Raw genomic sequence first — 12,627 nt, 5'->3', positions numbered from 1 at the left:
GGCAGTAATGGAAAAATTTCCTTTGCACACCTTTCCGCATCTTTGTGAACTTTGCGGTTAAAATAAATAGTACTTAGAGCTTCTTTTTAAGTAAATTTTAAAACTCTCGGCTACAAAATTTAATATCTTTGTGGCACATAAAAATAAAAGATATGTTTGGTATAGGAGGAGGAGAACTAGTTTTTATATTGTTTATAGTATTAATGCTTTTTGGTTCAGACAAAGTGCCGGAAATTGCCCGTACAATGGGTAAGGCGATGGCGCAGTTAAAAAATGCAACCAACGATATTAAAAGCGAAATTCAGAAAGGAGCTGAGGCTAATGGTCTTGATGCGAAATCTTTGACCGATATCACCGGAAATATCAATGCCCAGATTAACGATGCAAAAACGAATTTGCTGGGAGATACTACTAATTTATCAAGTAATTTATTGGGTGATACTGCTACAGAAATCAATAAAGTAAAAGAAGACATTGACTCTATTTCCGGACCTGTAAAACGCCAAGGATAATGCTCGAAAAAATACAAGAATTAGATACCAGACTCTTTGTGTATCTTAATGGTTTAGGTTCTGAAAATTACGATAAATTATGGCTGATCATTACAAATCAATTGTATTGGACACCGCTTTTTTTATTCCTGTTTTTTCTTATTTATAAAAAAATTGGAGGAAAACAAACCTTGTATTTATTACTTTTTATTGCCATTCTAATTGCTTTTACAGACCAGACCACCAACTTGTTTAAACATACTTTTGAGCGTCTGCGTCCCTGTAACAATCCTGAAATCAAATCGTTTATCCGAATTGTTCAGGTTAGGACATCCTTTAGTTTTTTCTCAGGTCACGCTGCAAATACAATGGCTGTAGCAACCTTTTTATACTTAGTTTTAAAACGCCATTTTAAATATTTGGGATTCCTGTTCTTGTGGCCCTTAATTTTCGCTTACAGCCGTATTTACCTGGGACTACATTATCCGGGAGATATTCTTACGGGTTATTTCTTCGGAGCACTTTTCGGTTTTTTACTTTATTTAGTTTATAAAAAATTAAAACCACAATATTTTCCGGATACAATTCTGGAAAAAAGCGTCTAGGCTGACGTTGGAAAAACTCAAAGTCTTATTGTATCATTGCCTTAAAATAATTATTTAATTTCGAATAGAATCTTTTTCGCTCCAGTCCAATCCGTCTGGAAGTTGTTGGTTGCTGAATTCGATGTGAATGACGCGCCTTCTTTCGTTATTTGTTGTTTTATTGGAAGCGTGAAAAAGTAAAGGTTTCATAATCATGATGCCCCCTTTTTCAACTTCACAAATGGTTTCATTTTCAATCTCCAGATTTTCGACTCTGAAAATTCCTTTGGAATGGGAATTGTTAATCACTTTTAAAGCACCATTTTCTTTTGTAGTTTTATCCATATGAATTCTTATGGTGAAATTTTTCTCAAGAATTGCAGCAGGAGGCTGAACAGCAAACTGATTTTGTTTTACAGTCCAGTTTTCAAAATTTTCGATTTCAGTTTTTTTATCCACAGAAATCGTTAAATCCTGATGGTAAGCAACAAACCAATTTGATTTTTCAGGTTTATCAAAATAGATTGACTTGGTGATGAAATATCCTTTTCCAAAAGTATTTTCGATAATGTTTTTTAAGTTCTTATTAAAAATAAAAGCTAAAGTTTCAGGAATTTCTTTATGAAACTGCCTGATCGCAAATAAATCCTGAGATTTTCTAAAAGTTGTATTTTCAGTTTTCTTTTCAGTGGTATTTTCAATCAAAGAGATTATCTTCTCAATCTCATCGTCGCTGTAAACATTTTCAATTATTGTAAAACCTTCAGTATTTATTTCGCTTAGATATTTCATTTTGTAATTAATTTTTTATAAAAAGGGAGATATCTAAAGCACCCTGCTAACGGTCAAACCATCACGAATAGGCAATAAAACCGTTTCAACTCTCGGATCATTCTTAAGAAGTAAATTGTACTCCAGAAGCACTTTTGTACTCACATCATTAGGATGTACCGGTTCCAGGATTTTACCGCTCCATAAAACATTGTCAGACAGAATAATTCCGCCCTTATTCATTTTCGGAACAATTAGTTCCCAATAGTTGAGGTAGTTTTCTTTGTCAGCATCAATAAAAACCAAATCAAATTTTACATCCAGCCCCGGAATGATATCGACTGCTTCTCCTAAATGCTGAAAAATTTGATTTCCCCATGGAGATGCATCAAAGTATTTACGTTGAAAATCCATTAATTCTTCCTTGATGTCAATGGTGTGCAGTTGCCCGTTTTCCTGCATTCCTTCACACAGACACAAAGCGGCATAACCTGTATAGGTTCCAATTTCAAGGATGTTTACAGGGCGAATCAGTTTTGATAACATACTTAAAACACGACCTTGAAAATGCCCGCTCAACATTCTCGGCAAAAGTATTTTTTGATACGTTTCCTTATTTAATTTCGCCAATAACTCCGGTTCGTTTTCAGAATGCTGTTCGATGTAATCTTCTAATTCCTGTGATATAAAATGCATGGGATGATCTTCTAAATTTAAAGCACAAAAATACAAAAAATATCGTGTAACTTTTTTGCATAAAAAAACCATTCGTTGTTACGAATGGTTTCAGTTTTGAATTCTAAAAAAAATTATTTTTTCAAAGCTTCATTTACATCTTTAGCTGTTTTTACAGTTCCGTCTTTAGCTGCTTTTGCAGCGGCTTCTACTTTATCAGCCCCTTTTTTAGTGGCATCTTTTGCGTCCTGTACAGCATTTTCTGAAGCTTCTTTAGCTTTAGCGGCAGCATTTTCGGCTTTAACTACAGCACTGTCTTTTACTTCTTCGATATCACTTGTCAGGGTATCGACTTTGTTTCCAAGAGTTAATTCTTCTTCAGGTTTCGTTTCTTTTTTGTTATCGCATGATTGTGCAGTGAATCCCAATAAAGCAATAAGAGCTAAGCTTAAAATTTGTTTTTTCATGATTAATTAAATTTTTAAAGTTGATAAAATATAAAGGTTATAAAGCTGAAAAAATAAAAGTACAAATTTTAAAATGATTGAGCTCTTTGTAAGATTATCTTTCTGTCGACAGAAAGACAATTCTCGTGCCAGAATTTTGTTTTTTAGAGCTGAAGCTTAATTTTTTTTTAAAATAATTTAATTTTAAAAACAGCATAGTTTGTTACTATTTGATTACCAGAACATTTTCATTTTTAGCGTAATCAGTTAAAGTAATATGGAATAAGACGGTTAGTTCTTTGCCTGCTTTAACCACTCCAAGAGCTGCTGTTGGAGGTGTCATTTCAAAATCAAGAAAAGTCATTCGGTTAGAGCCCTGTAATGTAAAAGTGCCATTATCATTGGTTGTTATTTTTATCTGGGTTTTATAATCTTTACTGACACCTGCAATGGTGTAAGTTCCGGTTAACAGCCAGGTGGTTTCGTTTAGTTTTTCAGCAGCTTTTAAAACGTACCTGATGTTTTTGTATGTTTTGGTATCTAAAGCTTCATAAGCCACATCATCCATGCTTGTTTTGCTGCTTTTTATGCTTTCGGCTAATAATGTAATCGTTAAATTTTTAATGTCCGTCAGTTTAGAATCCGTAACCGTAAAAATGGCACTGCCGGTTCCTTCCGTAGATCGCATTACCCAGTCATGTATGTTGGAAGTTCCTGCAACTTCAAAAGTTGATTTTGCAACGCTATATCTTCTTTGTGCGTTTACCTGTAATGACAATGTGATTACTATTGCCCATAAAATTGATTTGATCGTTTTCATCTGTATGTGGTATTTAGTTAATTCAGCTTGTTTTTGAGATGATATAAACAGCTGTCTTTTTCTTGGATCAAATTTATTACGACTGAATAGGAAAAGAGCTGATAAAAATCATGGCCAGGATTTTATTAAAGACTTATAATAAAATCGTAAAGAAGTGTTTTTGGGTCAGTGTTTCTTTCTAAAAAGATATTTCTATAAGTTAAAATACTGATTGTTATAGGTATAATTGTTTTTTATTTGAATAGAGTTTTCTTTTTAATTTTGAGGAATTTTCAAAGTCAAAAAAAAGAACAATCTGGAAAAAAGAAAGTGAGCAGGTAAAGGTTTTAGATTCAATACAGCAGTAGAAATTTTCAAAAAAATAGTTTCCTTCTTTTGGTTTTAACTAAGAATGGTTATAAAAATCAGGAAAAAATAACAAAAGTGATTAACTTTGCACCATGCAAATCGAGAAAAAAGACATACGAGCTTTATCAAAAGATCAATTACGGGATTTTTTTGTCGCCAATAACGACAAAGCTTTCCGTGGTAACCAGGTCTATGAATGGTTATGGAGTAAAGGAGCACACAGTTTTGATGATATGACCAATGTAGCGAAACCTACCAGGGCCATGTTGGAGGATAATTTTGTAATCAACCATATTAAGGTAGATACCATGCAGCGCAGCAGTGACGGAACCGTAAAAAATGCCGTTCGTTTACATGATGGTCTGGTGGTAGAATCTGTTTTGATTCCTACCGAAACCAGAACAACGGCCTGTGTTTCAAGCCAGGTGGGCTGTAGTCTGGATTGTAATTTCTGTGCGACCGCAAGATTAAAAAGAATGCGAAATCTGGAACCGGGAGAAATCTACGATCAGGTTCTGGCAATAGATAAGGAAAGCCGTCTGTATTACAATCATCCGCTTTCCAATATTGTTTTTATGGGAATGGGTGAGCCTTTGATGAATTATAATAATGTCATCAAAGCCATCGATATGATTACCTCACCGGAAGGTTTGGGAATGTCACCAAAACGAATCATGGTGTCAACATCCGGAATTCCGAAGATGATTAAAAAAATGGCCGACGACGATGTGAAATTCAAATTGGCAGTTTCCCTGCACTCTGCGATTGATGAGATTCGTGCCCGGATCATGCCTTTCAGTAAAAATTTCCCTTTAGCGGATTTACGGGAAGCATTGGAGTACTGGTATAGAAAAACAAAAAACAAAATCTCATACGAGTATGTTGTCTGGAAAGGAATCAATGACGATAAAGCTTCCATTGATGCCCTGGTTAAGTTTTGTAAATATGTGCCTTGTAAGGTCAATTTAATCGAATACAACCCAATTGATGACGGTGAGTTTCAACAGGCTTCGGAAGAATCTATTCTGGCGTATATAAAAGCCTTAGATAATATTGGAGTAGTTTGTAAAGTACGCAGAAGTCGCGGAAAAGATATTGATGCTGCCTGCGGACAACTGGCGAATAAGGAAGGATAAATTTTCTAATTTCAAAATAAATAAAAAGCATTAAAAACGAGAGTTATTCTTGTTCTTAATGCTTTTTTGGGCAAAAAAGGATTATTATTGTTCAGCTCTGTTTGTTTCCGTAATAAAGTAGAAGTCAGTTTTGGTATTAAATCAAGAATGCTTTTGGTCTGTTTTCTTAATTATTCTTTAAATTGTTACTATACTAACCTAAAATAGACAACGTTTTTTTATTAAAAATAGTATATTTGGAGTCGAAATGAATATTACTTCTCAAATAAAACAGCCCATCTTTCACGAGATGGAACTTTTTGAAAAAAAGTTCCATGAATCGATGACTTCAAAGGTCGCACTGCTAAACCGTATTACCTATTATATTGTAAACAGGAAAGGAAAACAAATGCGTCCGATGTTTGTTTTTTTAACCTCCAAGATGGTTTCAGGAGGTGTTGTAAACGAAAGAACCTATCGCGGAGCATCCGTAATTGAGCTGATTCATACAGCAACTTTAGTACACGATGATGTTGTGGACGATAGTAACCGCCGTCGCGGATTTTTCTCGATCAATGCACTTTGGAAAAACAAAATTGCGGTTTTGGTTGGAGATTACCTACTTTCAAAAGGACTGCTGCTTTCTATCGATAATGGCGATTTTGATTTGCTTCGAATTATTTCTGTTGCCGTTCGCGAAATGAGTGAAGGAGAATTACTTCAAATCGAAAAAGCCAGAAGACTAGACATTACCGAAGCTATTTATTACGAAATTATCCGAAAAAAAACCGCAACACTTATTGCAGCTTGCTGTGCACTTGGTGCAAAATCGGTAATTGAAGACGATATTCAGGTCGAGAACATGCGCAAGTTTGGAGAGCTTATCGGAATGGCTTTTCAAATTAAAGATGACTTATTCGATTATAGCGAAGAAGCCATCGGAAAACCAACCGGAATTGATATTAAGGAACAAAAAATGACTTTGCCTTTAATTCACGTTTTAAACACCTGCACACCTCAGGAAAAAAAGTGGCTGATTAACTCCATCAAAAACCACAATAAAGACAAAAAACGCGTCAAAGAAGTGATTGCTTTTGTAAAGGATAATAATGGTTTGGCTTACGCCGAAAACAAAATGGTCGAATTCCAGCAGGAAGCACTTGCATTACTCCAGAACTTTGAAGATTCTGAATACAAAGACGCTTTGATTTTGATGGTGAATTATGTTATTGAGCGAAAGAAATAAGGTCAGTTTTTTTTCAGAAATCCTATTCCTTTTGCTTTAAAGTAATTTACGCTTTCAATTGCAGCTTCATCATGATATCCGTCTGTTCATCATTTCCTAATCTGAAAATGTGTTTATCAAATTCTGTAAAACCATTTTTCTTATAGAAACTCAGTGCTCTGTGATTTTCTTCCCAAACACCTAACCATACATAATCTACATTTTTATGTTTGGCCACCTGAATTGCTTTTTCATAAAGAACCTGACCTACACTTTGACCGTGATATTCTTTTGGCACATAAATTCTTTCGATTTCCAATGCTTTGCTGTCCTTCAATTCTGTTTGGGATGCTCCGAAGTTTAGTTTTAAATATCCAATGACAGCAGTATCAAGAACAGCGAAATAAAATTCAGAGTCGGTGTTGTTGAGTTCAGCCGTCAGCTTTTCTATTGAAAAATGCTCCTCTAAATATTTGTTCATGTCCTCTTCAGAATTGTCTCCTGAAAAAGTCTCAGAAAAAGTTTGCTTGCCTATTTGCTGTAATTGATCAATATCGTTTAGGGTTACTTTTCGGATGTCAATATTTTTCATTTTATGCTGAAGTGTTTCTTTATGGGATTTTAGCTGTAATTTCTACAGTTTTATTACATTCAAAAATACCAAATTAGAAGACGGTTTGCAACTCAAAGGATAACTTTCGATTAACTTTGTGTAGGAGTGGCATTATTCCGGTAAAAATAATTACATTTTTTGAATTTTATGAAAACTTGTATTTACTTGTATATCAATACTGTAATGTTGGTATTTGGAATTTTTACAGATAATCATTGGATTTTAAATTTAAATATTTTCCCCTTCATGCAACCATTTTACAACTTCACTCGTCTATGCTAATAGAAGACTATTCCAAAAACAAAACCTGAACGCTTATTAATGAAAATTATTCGTTTACATCAAGAAGAAACCGAAATCATAAAGTTGGCTGTTGAGAATAATCGACAAGCACAGCAACAGATTTATAGTCGGTTTTCATCGAAAATGCTGAGTGTTTGCCGACAATATATAAAAGACATTCAATTGGCCGAAGATGTAATGATAACTGCCTTTATGAAAGTGTTTACCAATTTAAACAAATTTGAAAACAAAGGAAGTTTTGAAGGCTGGATCCGCCGAATCATGGTTAACGAATGTATATCATATTTAAGAGTTCAGAAGAAAGTAAAATTTGCCGAAGATGAGATTTATACGGAAGAAAGTTTTAATGCCATCGACAGCCAGTTTTCGACAGATCAGATTCAGTTTTTAATAGATGCTTTACCGGATGGCTATAAAATGGTTTTCAATTTATACGCTATTGAAGGTTACAAACACAATGAGATCGCAAAGATGTTAGGAATTAATGAAGGAACATCGAAATCACAATTATCGCACGCCAGAAAAATGCTGCAAACACAAATTAATACCTTAAAAAAACAAGATAATGGAACCGAATAATTTTGAAAAGGATTTCCGTGAAAAACTAAATCAGCGCAGGATCGAACCAAGCGAAAAAGCTTGGGACCGATTAGATGCCATGTTGAGTGTCGCCGAAGAAAAGAAACCAAAAAATAAAAATAGATGGTTGTATATCGCCGCCAGTATTGTGGGGTTTTTAATGGTAGGGACTTTCTTTTTTAATCAGGAAAAAAAGGTAGAACTTCAAAAAAATCAAGTGGTTATTGAAGATAATAGTCAAAAAGATTCCGTTGTTAAACTAGGTTTTAAAGAGACAGATGCGAATAAAGACCAAATAGCAGTTTCAGAAAAAGAACCAACTCAGGACGCAGGCGATTCAAAAAAAGAAGAAAAAATTTCAAATCAAAAAGGAATTAAAGTAGTTAAGAATACAGCAAATCCAATAGCGGAGGTTTCAGTCATCAATCAAAAAAATCAACAATCACCATCCCTTAACAATCAAATTACGGCACCTGAAACAGTTAAAAACGAAACGGCAGATCAGTTGCTAAACACTGCAGAAAAAACTGTGGTTGCAGAAAATACGGTTAAACCCAAAGCAAAAATTAAAGTCAATGCCAGCGATTTATTAAATCAGGTCGATGGCGAATTGGAACTTTCGTTTAGAGAAAAAGTAATTACCAAAGTCAATAAAAACTACCAAACCGTAAAAGTCGCGCTGGCAAACAGAAATCAGAAGGAATAAAAAATAAACAATCAACCATAAACGATCAAACAATTAAAAAATATCATCAATCAATTTTAAAAAATCAATCAATCATGAAAAATTTTACTATTTATCTCGTCATCCTTGTTTTCTTATTTGTAAGTAAGGTATTGGGTCAGGAAACTTTTGAGTCAAGAGCAAAGCAAATTGCCAATAAAATCGAGAAAGTCACCAAAGAAGAAAAACAAGCATTAAAAGAAGAAATCGAAGCTGTAAATGTTCAGTTTTCAGAAGGCAAAATCACGCAGGAACAAGCGGATAAACGCAAAAAAGAACTGGCTGAAGCAAGAGCCGTAATTATTGAAGAAAAAGTTACTTTGGCCCAAAACGAACTTAATGATTTGGTACAGCAAAAAGTAGATGGCAAAATCAAAGAAGGAGATTCGATCAGCAAACATACTCTGATTATTCATTGGAACGATAAAGACTGGAGCGGTAAGAAAAGAAGCAAAGATTCTATTCACGGTGAAAAAAGAACCACCTCGCAGTTTGTATTTGCAATGGGTTTGAACAATACAATGATCGATGGAAAACTTCAGGATTCCAGGTATAGTTTTATAGGGTCGCATTTTTACGAATGGGGTTTTACCTATAATTCAAGATTAATGAAAAATGATAATTTGTTACATGCCAAATACGGTCTTTCGGTAATGTATAACAATATTCGTCCAACGGATAACCGCAGTTTTGTGGTAGACGGAAATCAGACTAATCTTGAAGTGAACGCGATAAATATGGATGAATCTCGTTTTAGAAATGTGTATATCGTTTTGCCGGTGCATTTGGAATTTGATTTTACAAGACCAAAAGAAAGTAATGGAAAGACCTATTTCAGAACACATAAAAGTTTCCGTTTCGGGATTGGAGGTTACGCGGGAATCAATGTAAAATCCAAGCAAATCCTAAAATTTGAAGAGGAAGATTTAAAATATAAAACCACTATAAAAGGCGATTATAATGTAAATAATTTTATTTACGGACTGAGTTCCTACGTTGGTTATAAAGAAATGAGTTTGTATTTAAAATATGATTTGAATCCTTTATTTCAGGATAATTTAATCGATGAAAATAATATTTCACTAGGGTTACGATTTGATTTGAATTAAGTATGATTAAGTTTAGGTAGTGAGAAGTGCTTCGGGAGAAGCACTTTTTTTTATTTGAAATCGTTACATTTCAGGGAAGATTTTGTTTACTTTTACAGGCTCTCAACTTTAAAAATATTTTACGTTTTGATTTCACAAAATACAATTGATACTGTTTTTGAAACTGCTCGTGTAGAGGAGGTTATTGGTGATTTTGTCAATTTAAAACGAGCCGGAAGTAATTTCAAGGGATTGAGTCCTTTCTCTGACGAGCGCTCTCCGTCGTTTATGGTGTCGCCTGCCAAAGGAATCTGGAAAGATTTTAGTACCGGAAAAGGAGGGAACTCTGTTAAATTCCTGATGGAGCACTCCCAGTTTACCTATCCGGAAGCCATTCGCTATCTGGCCAGGAAATACAATATTGAGATTGAAGAAACAGAACAAACCGATGCTGAAAAAGCCATGACCGATGTTCGCGAAAGCATGTATCTGGTCTCGGAATTTGCAAAAGAATATTTTCATAAAACACTTTTAAATTCAGAAGAAGGAAAGGCAATCGGACTTTCATATTTTAAGGAAAGAGGGTTTACCAATGAAACCATCAAAAAGTTTTCTTTAGGTTATTCACCGGAAACGTGGGATGCCCTGACCAAAGAAGCTTTGGGTAAAGGATACAAACTGGAATTCCTGGAAAGTACCGGTCTGACAATTGCCAGAGAAGATCGTCCTTTTGACCGTTTTAAAGGTCGTGTGATGTTCCCTATAGAAAGTATGTCCGGACGTGTATTGGGTTTTGGAGGGCGTATTTTAACAAATGATAAAAAAGCAGCAAAATATTTAAACTCGCCGGAAAGTGATATTTACCATAAAAGTAAAGTACTTTACGGAATTTTTCAGGCCAAACAATCCATAGCAAAACAGAACAATTGTTATTTGGTTGAAGGGTATACAGATGTAATTCAGTTTCATCAGGCCGGAATAGAAAATGTTGTGGCTTCATCCGGAACAGCTTTAACGCCGGATCAAATCAGGCTGGTCAATCGACTGACTAAAAACATCACTGTTCTTTTTGATGGAGATGCTGCCGGATTGCGCGCGTCGATCCGTGGAATTGATTTGATTCTGGAGGAAGGAATGAACGTAAGGGTTTGTGCTTTTCCTGACGGAGAAGATCCGGATAGTTTTGCCAGAAAAAATTCGCATGACGATTTAGTGGCTTATCTGGAAGAAAACAGCAAAGATTTTATCCAGTTTAAAGCCTCGCTCTTAATGAAAGATGCTAAAAACGATCCGATAAAGAAAGCCGATTTGATCAGGGATATGGTAACAAGTATTTCTAAAATACCGGATCGTATCCAGCGTGAAATTTATACTCAGGAATGTGCCCGGATTATGGATATTTCCGAGCAGGTATTGGTGAGTACTTTATCTCAGCTGATTCAGAAAGATATTGCGGAAGCGAATAAAAAGCAAAAGCAGGAACAAAAGCCTTTTGAAGTTTTCAGAAACCAAAAGCCAAATAATACAGGATATTCAGGAGGAGATCCGGAAGATCCAAGAAACGGGCCACCAGAGGATTATCCGGGAGAGCCGGGATATACAGCACCACAACAAACCGAAAAGGTTGATATATTATACCGTCTGGAGCGAAAGGTAATAGAAATTTTATTGCTTTACGGAGATAAAACGGAAGTATTTGAAGATGTGCTTTTAAAAAGCAATGAAGAAGGAGAGATCGAAATGATTTCTGAAAAAAGGGAATATAAAGTGCATCAACGAATTTACCTGAGTTTGCAGGAAGATGAGGTAGAGCTTTCGAATAATTTGTTTCGGGATATTTTTACGGATATCATGGCTTTCTATCATCAAAATGAAAAATTCAGTCTGGAGCAATATTTAATGCGTCTGCAGCCAGATTTTGCTCAGGAAGTGACGGATATCTTGATGGAAGATGAAAAAGTGTCACTACACAATTGGGAAGGACAAAATATTTTTGCGAAAGACAAACAAGCGGGTATTGCACAATACGTGACCGAAACCATTATGTCTATGCGCTGGTATCTGGTTGATAAAATCATAGAAGAATTAAAAAGCTCTATACAACCTGATAATTCAGATAATACAGAGCTTTTGTCGATGGTCGTTGATTACTCAAAATTAGTTAATGCATTTTCGAAAAAACTAGGAAGAGTAATGTCGCGATACCATTAAATAATTTCTAAAGTCTTAGCTTTGTTTACTAAGTCAACTAAATTGGTAACGTTTAATTTAGTCAATAATCTTAGTTTGTAAGTACTGATCGTTTTTTCGTTCAGATTTAAGATTTTAGAGATTTCATTGTTTTTCTTACCGTCACTTAAGTAACGTAAAACCTCAATTTCACGATTCGAAAGCTTTCTGTAAAGACGTTCGCTCTTGCTTTGTTTAGCAATAAGGGCCATGTTTTTGCGAACAGTTTCGTTGATAATGATTTTTCCTTCATGTACTTTAATAATAGAAAGACCTAATGTTTCAAGTTTTTCTGTTTTGTGTACATACCCGGAAACTCCTGCTTTAATGGCATTTGGAGCATACATTTGTTCAGCCAGGTCGCTGAAAATCACAATTTTTGTCTTTGGGAAATTCTTCAGGATCGATTTAACTTCAAAGATGCTCGAAAGACCTTCTAACTCTAAGTCTAGAATTAGGATATCAATCTCCTTCGTCTGAAGAATATCTCTAACCATTGAAAAATTGCCGACATTGGCAACAATTGAAATTTGATCGTGGTCTTTAAAATAAGACTTAACGCCAAAGTGCGTAACAGGATGATTGTCTGCTAGACATACTTTAATCATAATTTTAC

14 protein-coding genes are annotated in these 12,627 nt (G+C 34.8%); 8 read left to right on the top strand and 6 right to left on the bottom strand.

The features are described from left to right. The first annotated feature begins 152 nt into the window (after window positions 1-152). Both EV142_RS20575 and EV142_RS20570 read left to right on the top strand, forming a co-directional pair. The gene (locus EV142_RS20575) at window positions 153-512 is read left to right on the top strand and encodes a Sec-independent protein translocase subunit TatA/TatB (RefSeq protein WP_132037724.1); all 360 of its coding nucleotides are present in this window, start codon (window positions 153-155) and stop codon (window positions 510-512) included. Next, window positions 512-1,096, top strand: a complete 585-nt coding sequence (locus EV142_RS20570) for a phosphatase PAP2 family protein (protein ID WP_132037723.1) — start codon at window positions 512-514, stop codon at window positions 1,094-1,096. Before EV142_RS20575 ends, EV142_RS20570 begins: the two co-directional genes overlap by 1 nt. 54 nt (window positions 1,097-1,150) lie before the next feature. Here EV142_RS20570 and EV142_RS20565 read toward each other — a convergent pair whose 3' ends face one another. From EV142_RS20565 to EV142_RS20550, 4 genes are all read right to left on the bottom strand, one after another. Then, complete coding sequence (locus EV142_RS20565; RefSeq protein WP_132037722.1) at window positions 1,151-1,867, bottom strand: phytanoyl-CoA dioxygenase family protein; 717 nt, start codon at window positions 1,865-1,867, stop codon at window positions 1,151-1,153. Between the two features lie 33 nt (window positions 1,868-1,900). Beyond that, on the bottom strand, window positions 1,901-2,542 hold the full coding sequence (locus EV142_RS20560) for an O-methyltransferase (protein ID WP_132037721.1): 642 nt from the start codon (window positions 2,540-2,542) through the stop codon (window positions 1,901-1,903). A gap of 113 nt (window positions 2,543-2,655) precedes the next feature. After that, window positions 2,656-2,988 carry a hypothetical protein gene (locus EV142_RS20555; protein WP_132037720.1) on the bottom strand — a complete coding sequence of 111 codons (333 nt, stop codon included), beginning with the start codon at window positions 2,986-2,988 and terminating at the stop codon, window positions 2,656-2,658. 205 nt (window positions 2,989-3,193) lie between these two features. Beyond that, complete coding sequence (locus EV142_RS20550; RefSeq protein ID WP_132037719.1) at window positions 3,194-3,787, bottom strand: YceI family protein; 594 nt, start codon at window positions 3,785-3,787, stop codon at window positions 3,194-3,196. 440 nt (window positions 3,788-4,227) lie between these two features. On the opposite strand from EV142_RS20550, the gene rlmN reads away from it, so the two are divergent. Together rlmN and EV142_RS20540 are read left to right on the top strand one after the other, a co-directional pair. Further along, on the top strand, window positions 4,228-5,271 hold the full coding sequence (gene rlmN, locus EV142_RS20545; RefSeq protein WP_132037718.1) for a 23S rRNA (adenine(2503)-C(2))-methyltransferase RlmN: 1,044 nt from the start codon (window positions 4,228-4,230) through the stop codon (window positions 5,269-5,271). Between the two features lie 247 nt (window positions 5,272-5,518). Beyond that, entirely contained in the window at window positions 5,519-6,496 is a 978-nt protein-coding gene (locus tag EV142_RS20540; protein WP_132037717.1) for a polyprenyl synthetase family protein, read from the top strand. A 46-nt stretch (window positions 6,497-6,542) separates the two neighbouring features. Here the strand turns inward: EV142_RS20540 and EV142_RS20535 are convergent, their stop codons facing one another. Next, window positions 6,543-7,067 carry a GNAT family N-acetyltransferase gene (locus EV142_RS20535; protein WP_132037716.1) on the bottom strand — a complete coding sequence of 175 codons (525 nt, stop codon included), beginning with the start codon at window positions 7,065-7,067 and terminating at the stop codon, window positions 6,543-6,545. Between the two features lie 342 nt (window positions 7,068-7,409). Here EV142_RS20535 and EV142_RS20530 point away from each other — a divergent pair, with 342 nt between their 5' ends. The 4 genes from EV142_RS20530 (at window position 7,410) to dnaG (ending at window position 11,993) form a co-directional block, all read left to right on the top strand. Beyond that, the gene (locus tag EV142_RS20530; RefSeq protein ID WP_132037715.1) at window positions 7,410-7,970 is read left to right on the top strand and encodes an RNA polymerase sigma factor; all 561 of its coding nucleotides are present in this window, start codon (window positions 7,410-7,412) and stop codon (window positions 7,968-7,970) included. Then, the gene (locus EV142_RS20525) at window positions 7,957-8,676 is read left to right on the top strand and encodes a hypothetical protein (RefSeq protein WP_132037714.1); all 720 of its coding nucleotides are present in this window, start codon (window positions 7,957-7,959) and stop codon (window positions 8,674-8,676) included. The genes EV142_RS20530 and EV142_RS20525 overlap by 14 nt, the downstream gene beginning before the upstream one ends. Window positions 8,677-8,750: 74 nt before the next feature. Beyond that, a complete protein-coding gene (locus EV142_RS20520) occupies window positions 8,751-9,803 on the top strand; it encodes a hypothetical protein (protein ID WP_132037713.1) in 1,053 nt (350 codons plus the stop codon). Between the two features lie 126 nt (window positions 9,804-9,929). After that, window positions 9,930-11,993 carry a DNA primase gene (dnaG, locus tag EV142_RS20515; RefSeq protein ID WP_132037712.1) on the top strand — a complete coding sequence of 688 codons (2,064 nt, stop codon included), beginning with the start codon at window positions 9,930-9,932 and terminating at the stop codon, window positions 11,991-11,993. Here the strand turns inward: dnaG and EV142_RS20510 are convergent. Next, window positions 11,990-12,619, bottom strand: coding sequence for a response regulator transcription factor (locus EV142_RS20510; protein ID WP_026730588.1), 630 nt, complete (start codon window positions 12,617-12,619; stop codon window positions 11,990-11,992). The genes dnaG and EV142_RS20510 overlap by 4 nt on opposite strands. Between the last annotated feature and the right edge of the window lie 8 nt (window positions 12,620-12,627).

Origin of the sequence: Flavobacterium circumlabens (assembly GCF_004345565.1) — a bacterium.
In the GTDB taxonomy this organism is placed as follows: Bacteria; Bacteroidota; Bacteroidia; order Flavobacteriales; family Flavobacteriaceae; genus Flavobacterium; species Flavobacterium circumlabens.
This window is presented reverse-complemented; position numbering and strand designations above follow the sequence as displayed.

Coding starts and splice junctions, on each gene's coding strand:
- EV142_RS20510 (WP_026730588.1), bottom strand. CDS start 12,619: ATGATTAAAGTATGTCTAGCAGACAATCATCCTGTTACGCACTTTGGC.
- rlmN (WP_132037718.1), top strand. CDS start 4,228: ATGCAAATCGAGAAAAAAGACATACGAGCTTTATCAAAAGATCAATTA.
- EV142_RS20560 (WP_132037721.1), bottom strand. CDS start 2,542: ATGCATTTTATATCACAGGAATTAGAAGATTACATCGAACAGCATTCT.
- EV142_RS20575 (WP_132037724.1), top strand. CDS start 153: ATGTTTGGTATAGGAGGAGGAGAACTAGTTTTTATATTGTTTATAGTA.
- EV142_RS20555 (WP_132037720.1), bottom strand. CDS start 2,988: ATGAAAAAACAAATTTTAAGCTTAGCTCTTATTGCTTTATTGGGATTC.
- EV142_RS20535 (WP_132037716.1), bottom strand. CDS start 7,067: ATGAAAAATATTGACATCCGAAAAGTAACCCTAAACGATATTGATCAA.
- EV142_RS20540 (WP_132037717.1), top strand. CDS start 5,519: ATGAATATTACTTCTCAAATAAAACAGCCCATCTTTCACGAGATGGAA.
- EV142_RS20525 (WP_132037714.1), top strand. CDS start 7,957: ATGGAACCGAATAATTTTGAAAAGGATTTCCGTGAAAAACTAAATCAG.
- EV142_RS20570 (WP_132037723.1), top strand. CDS start 512: ATGCTCGAAAAAATACAAGAATTAGATACCAGACTCTTTGTGTATCTT.
- EV142_RS20520 (WP_132037713.1), top strand. CDS start 8,751: ATGAAAAATTTTACTATTTATCTCGTCATCCTTGTTTTCTTATTTGTA.
- EV142_RS20530 (WP_132037715.1), top strand. CDS start 7,410: ATGAAAATTATTCGTTTACATCAAGAAGAAACCGAAATCATAAAGTTG.
- EV142_RS20565 (WP_132037722.1), bottom strand. CDS start 1,867: ATGAAATATCTAAGCGAAATAAATACTGAAGGTTTTACAATAATTGAA.
- EV142_RS20550 (WP_132037719.1), bottom strand. CDS start 3,787: ATGAAAACGATCAAATCAATTTTATGGGCAATAGTAATCACATTGTCA.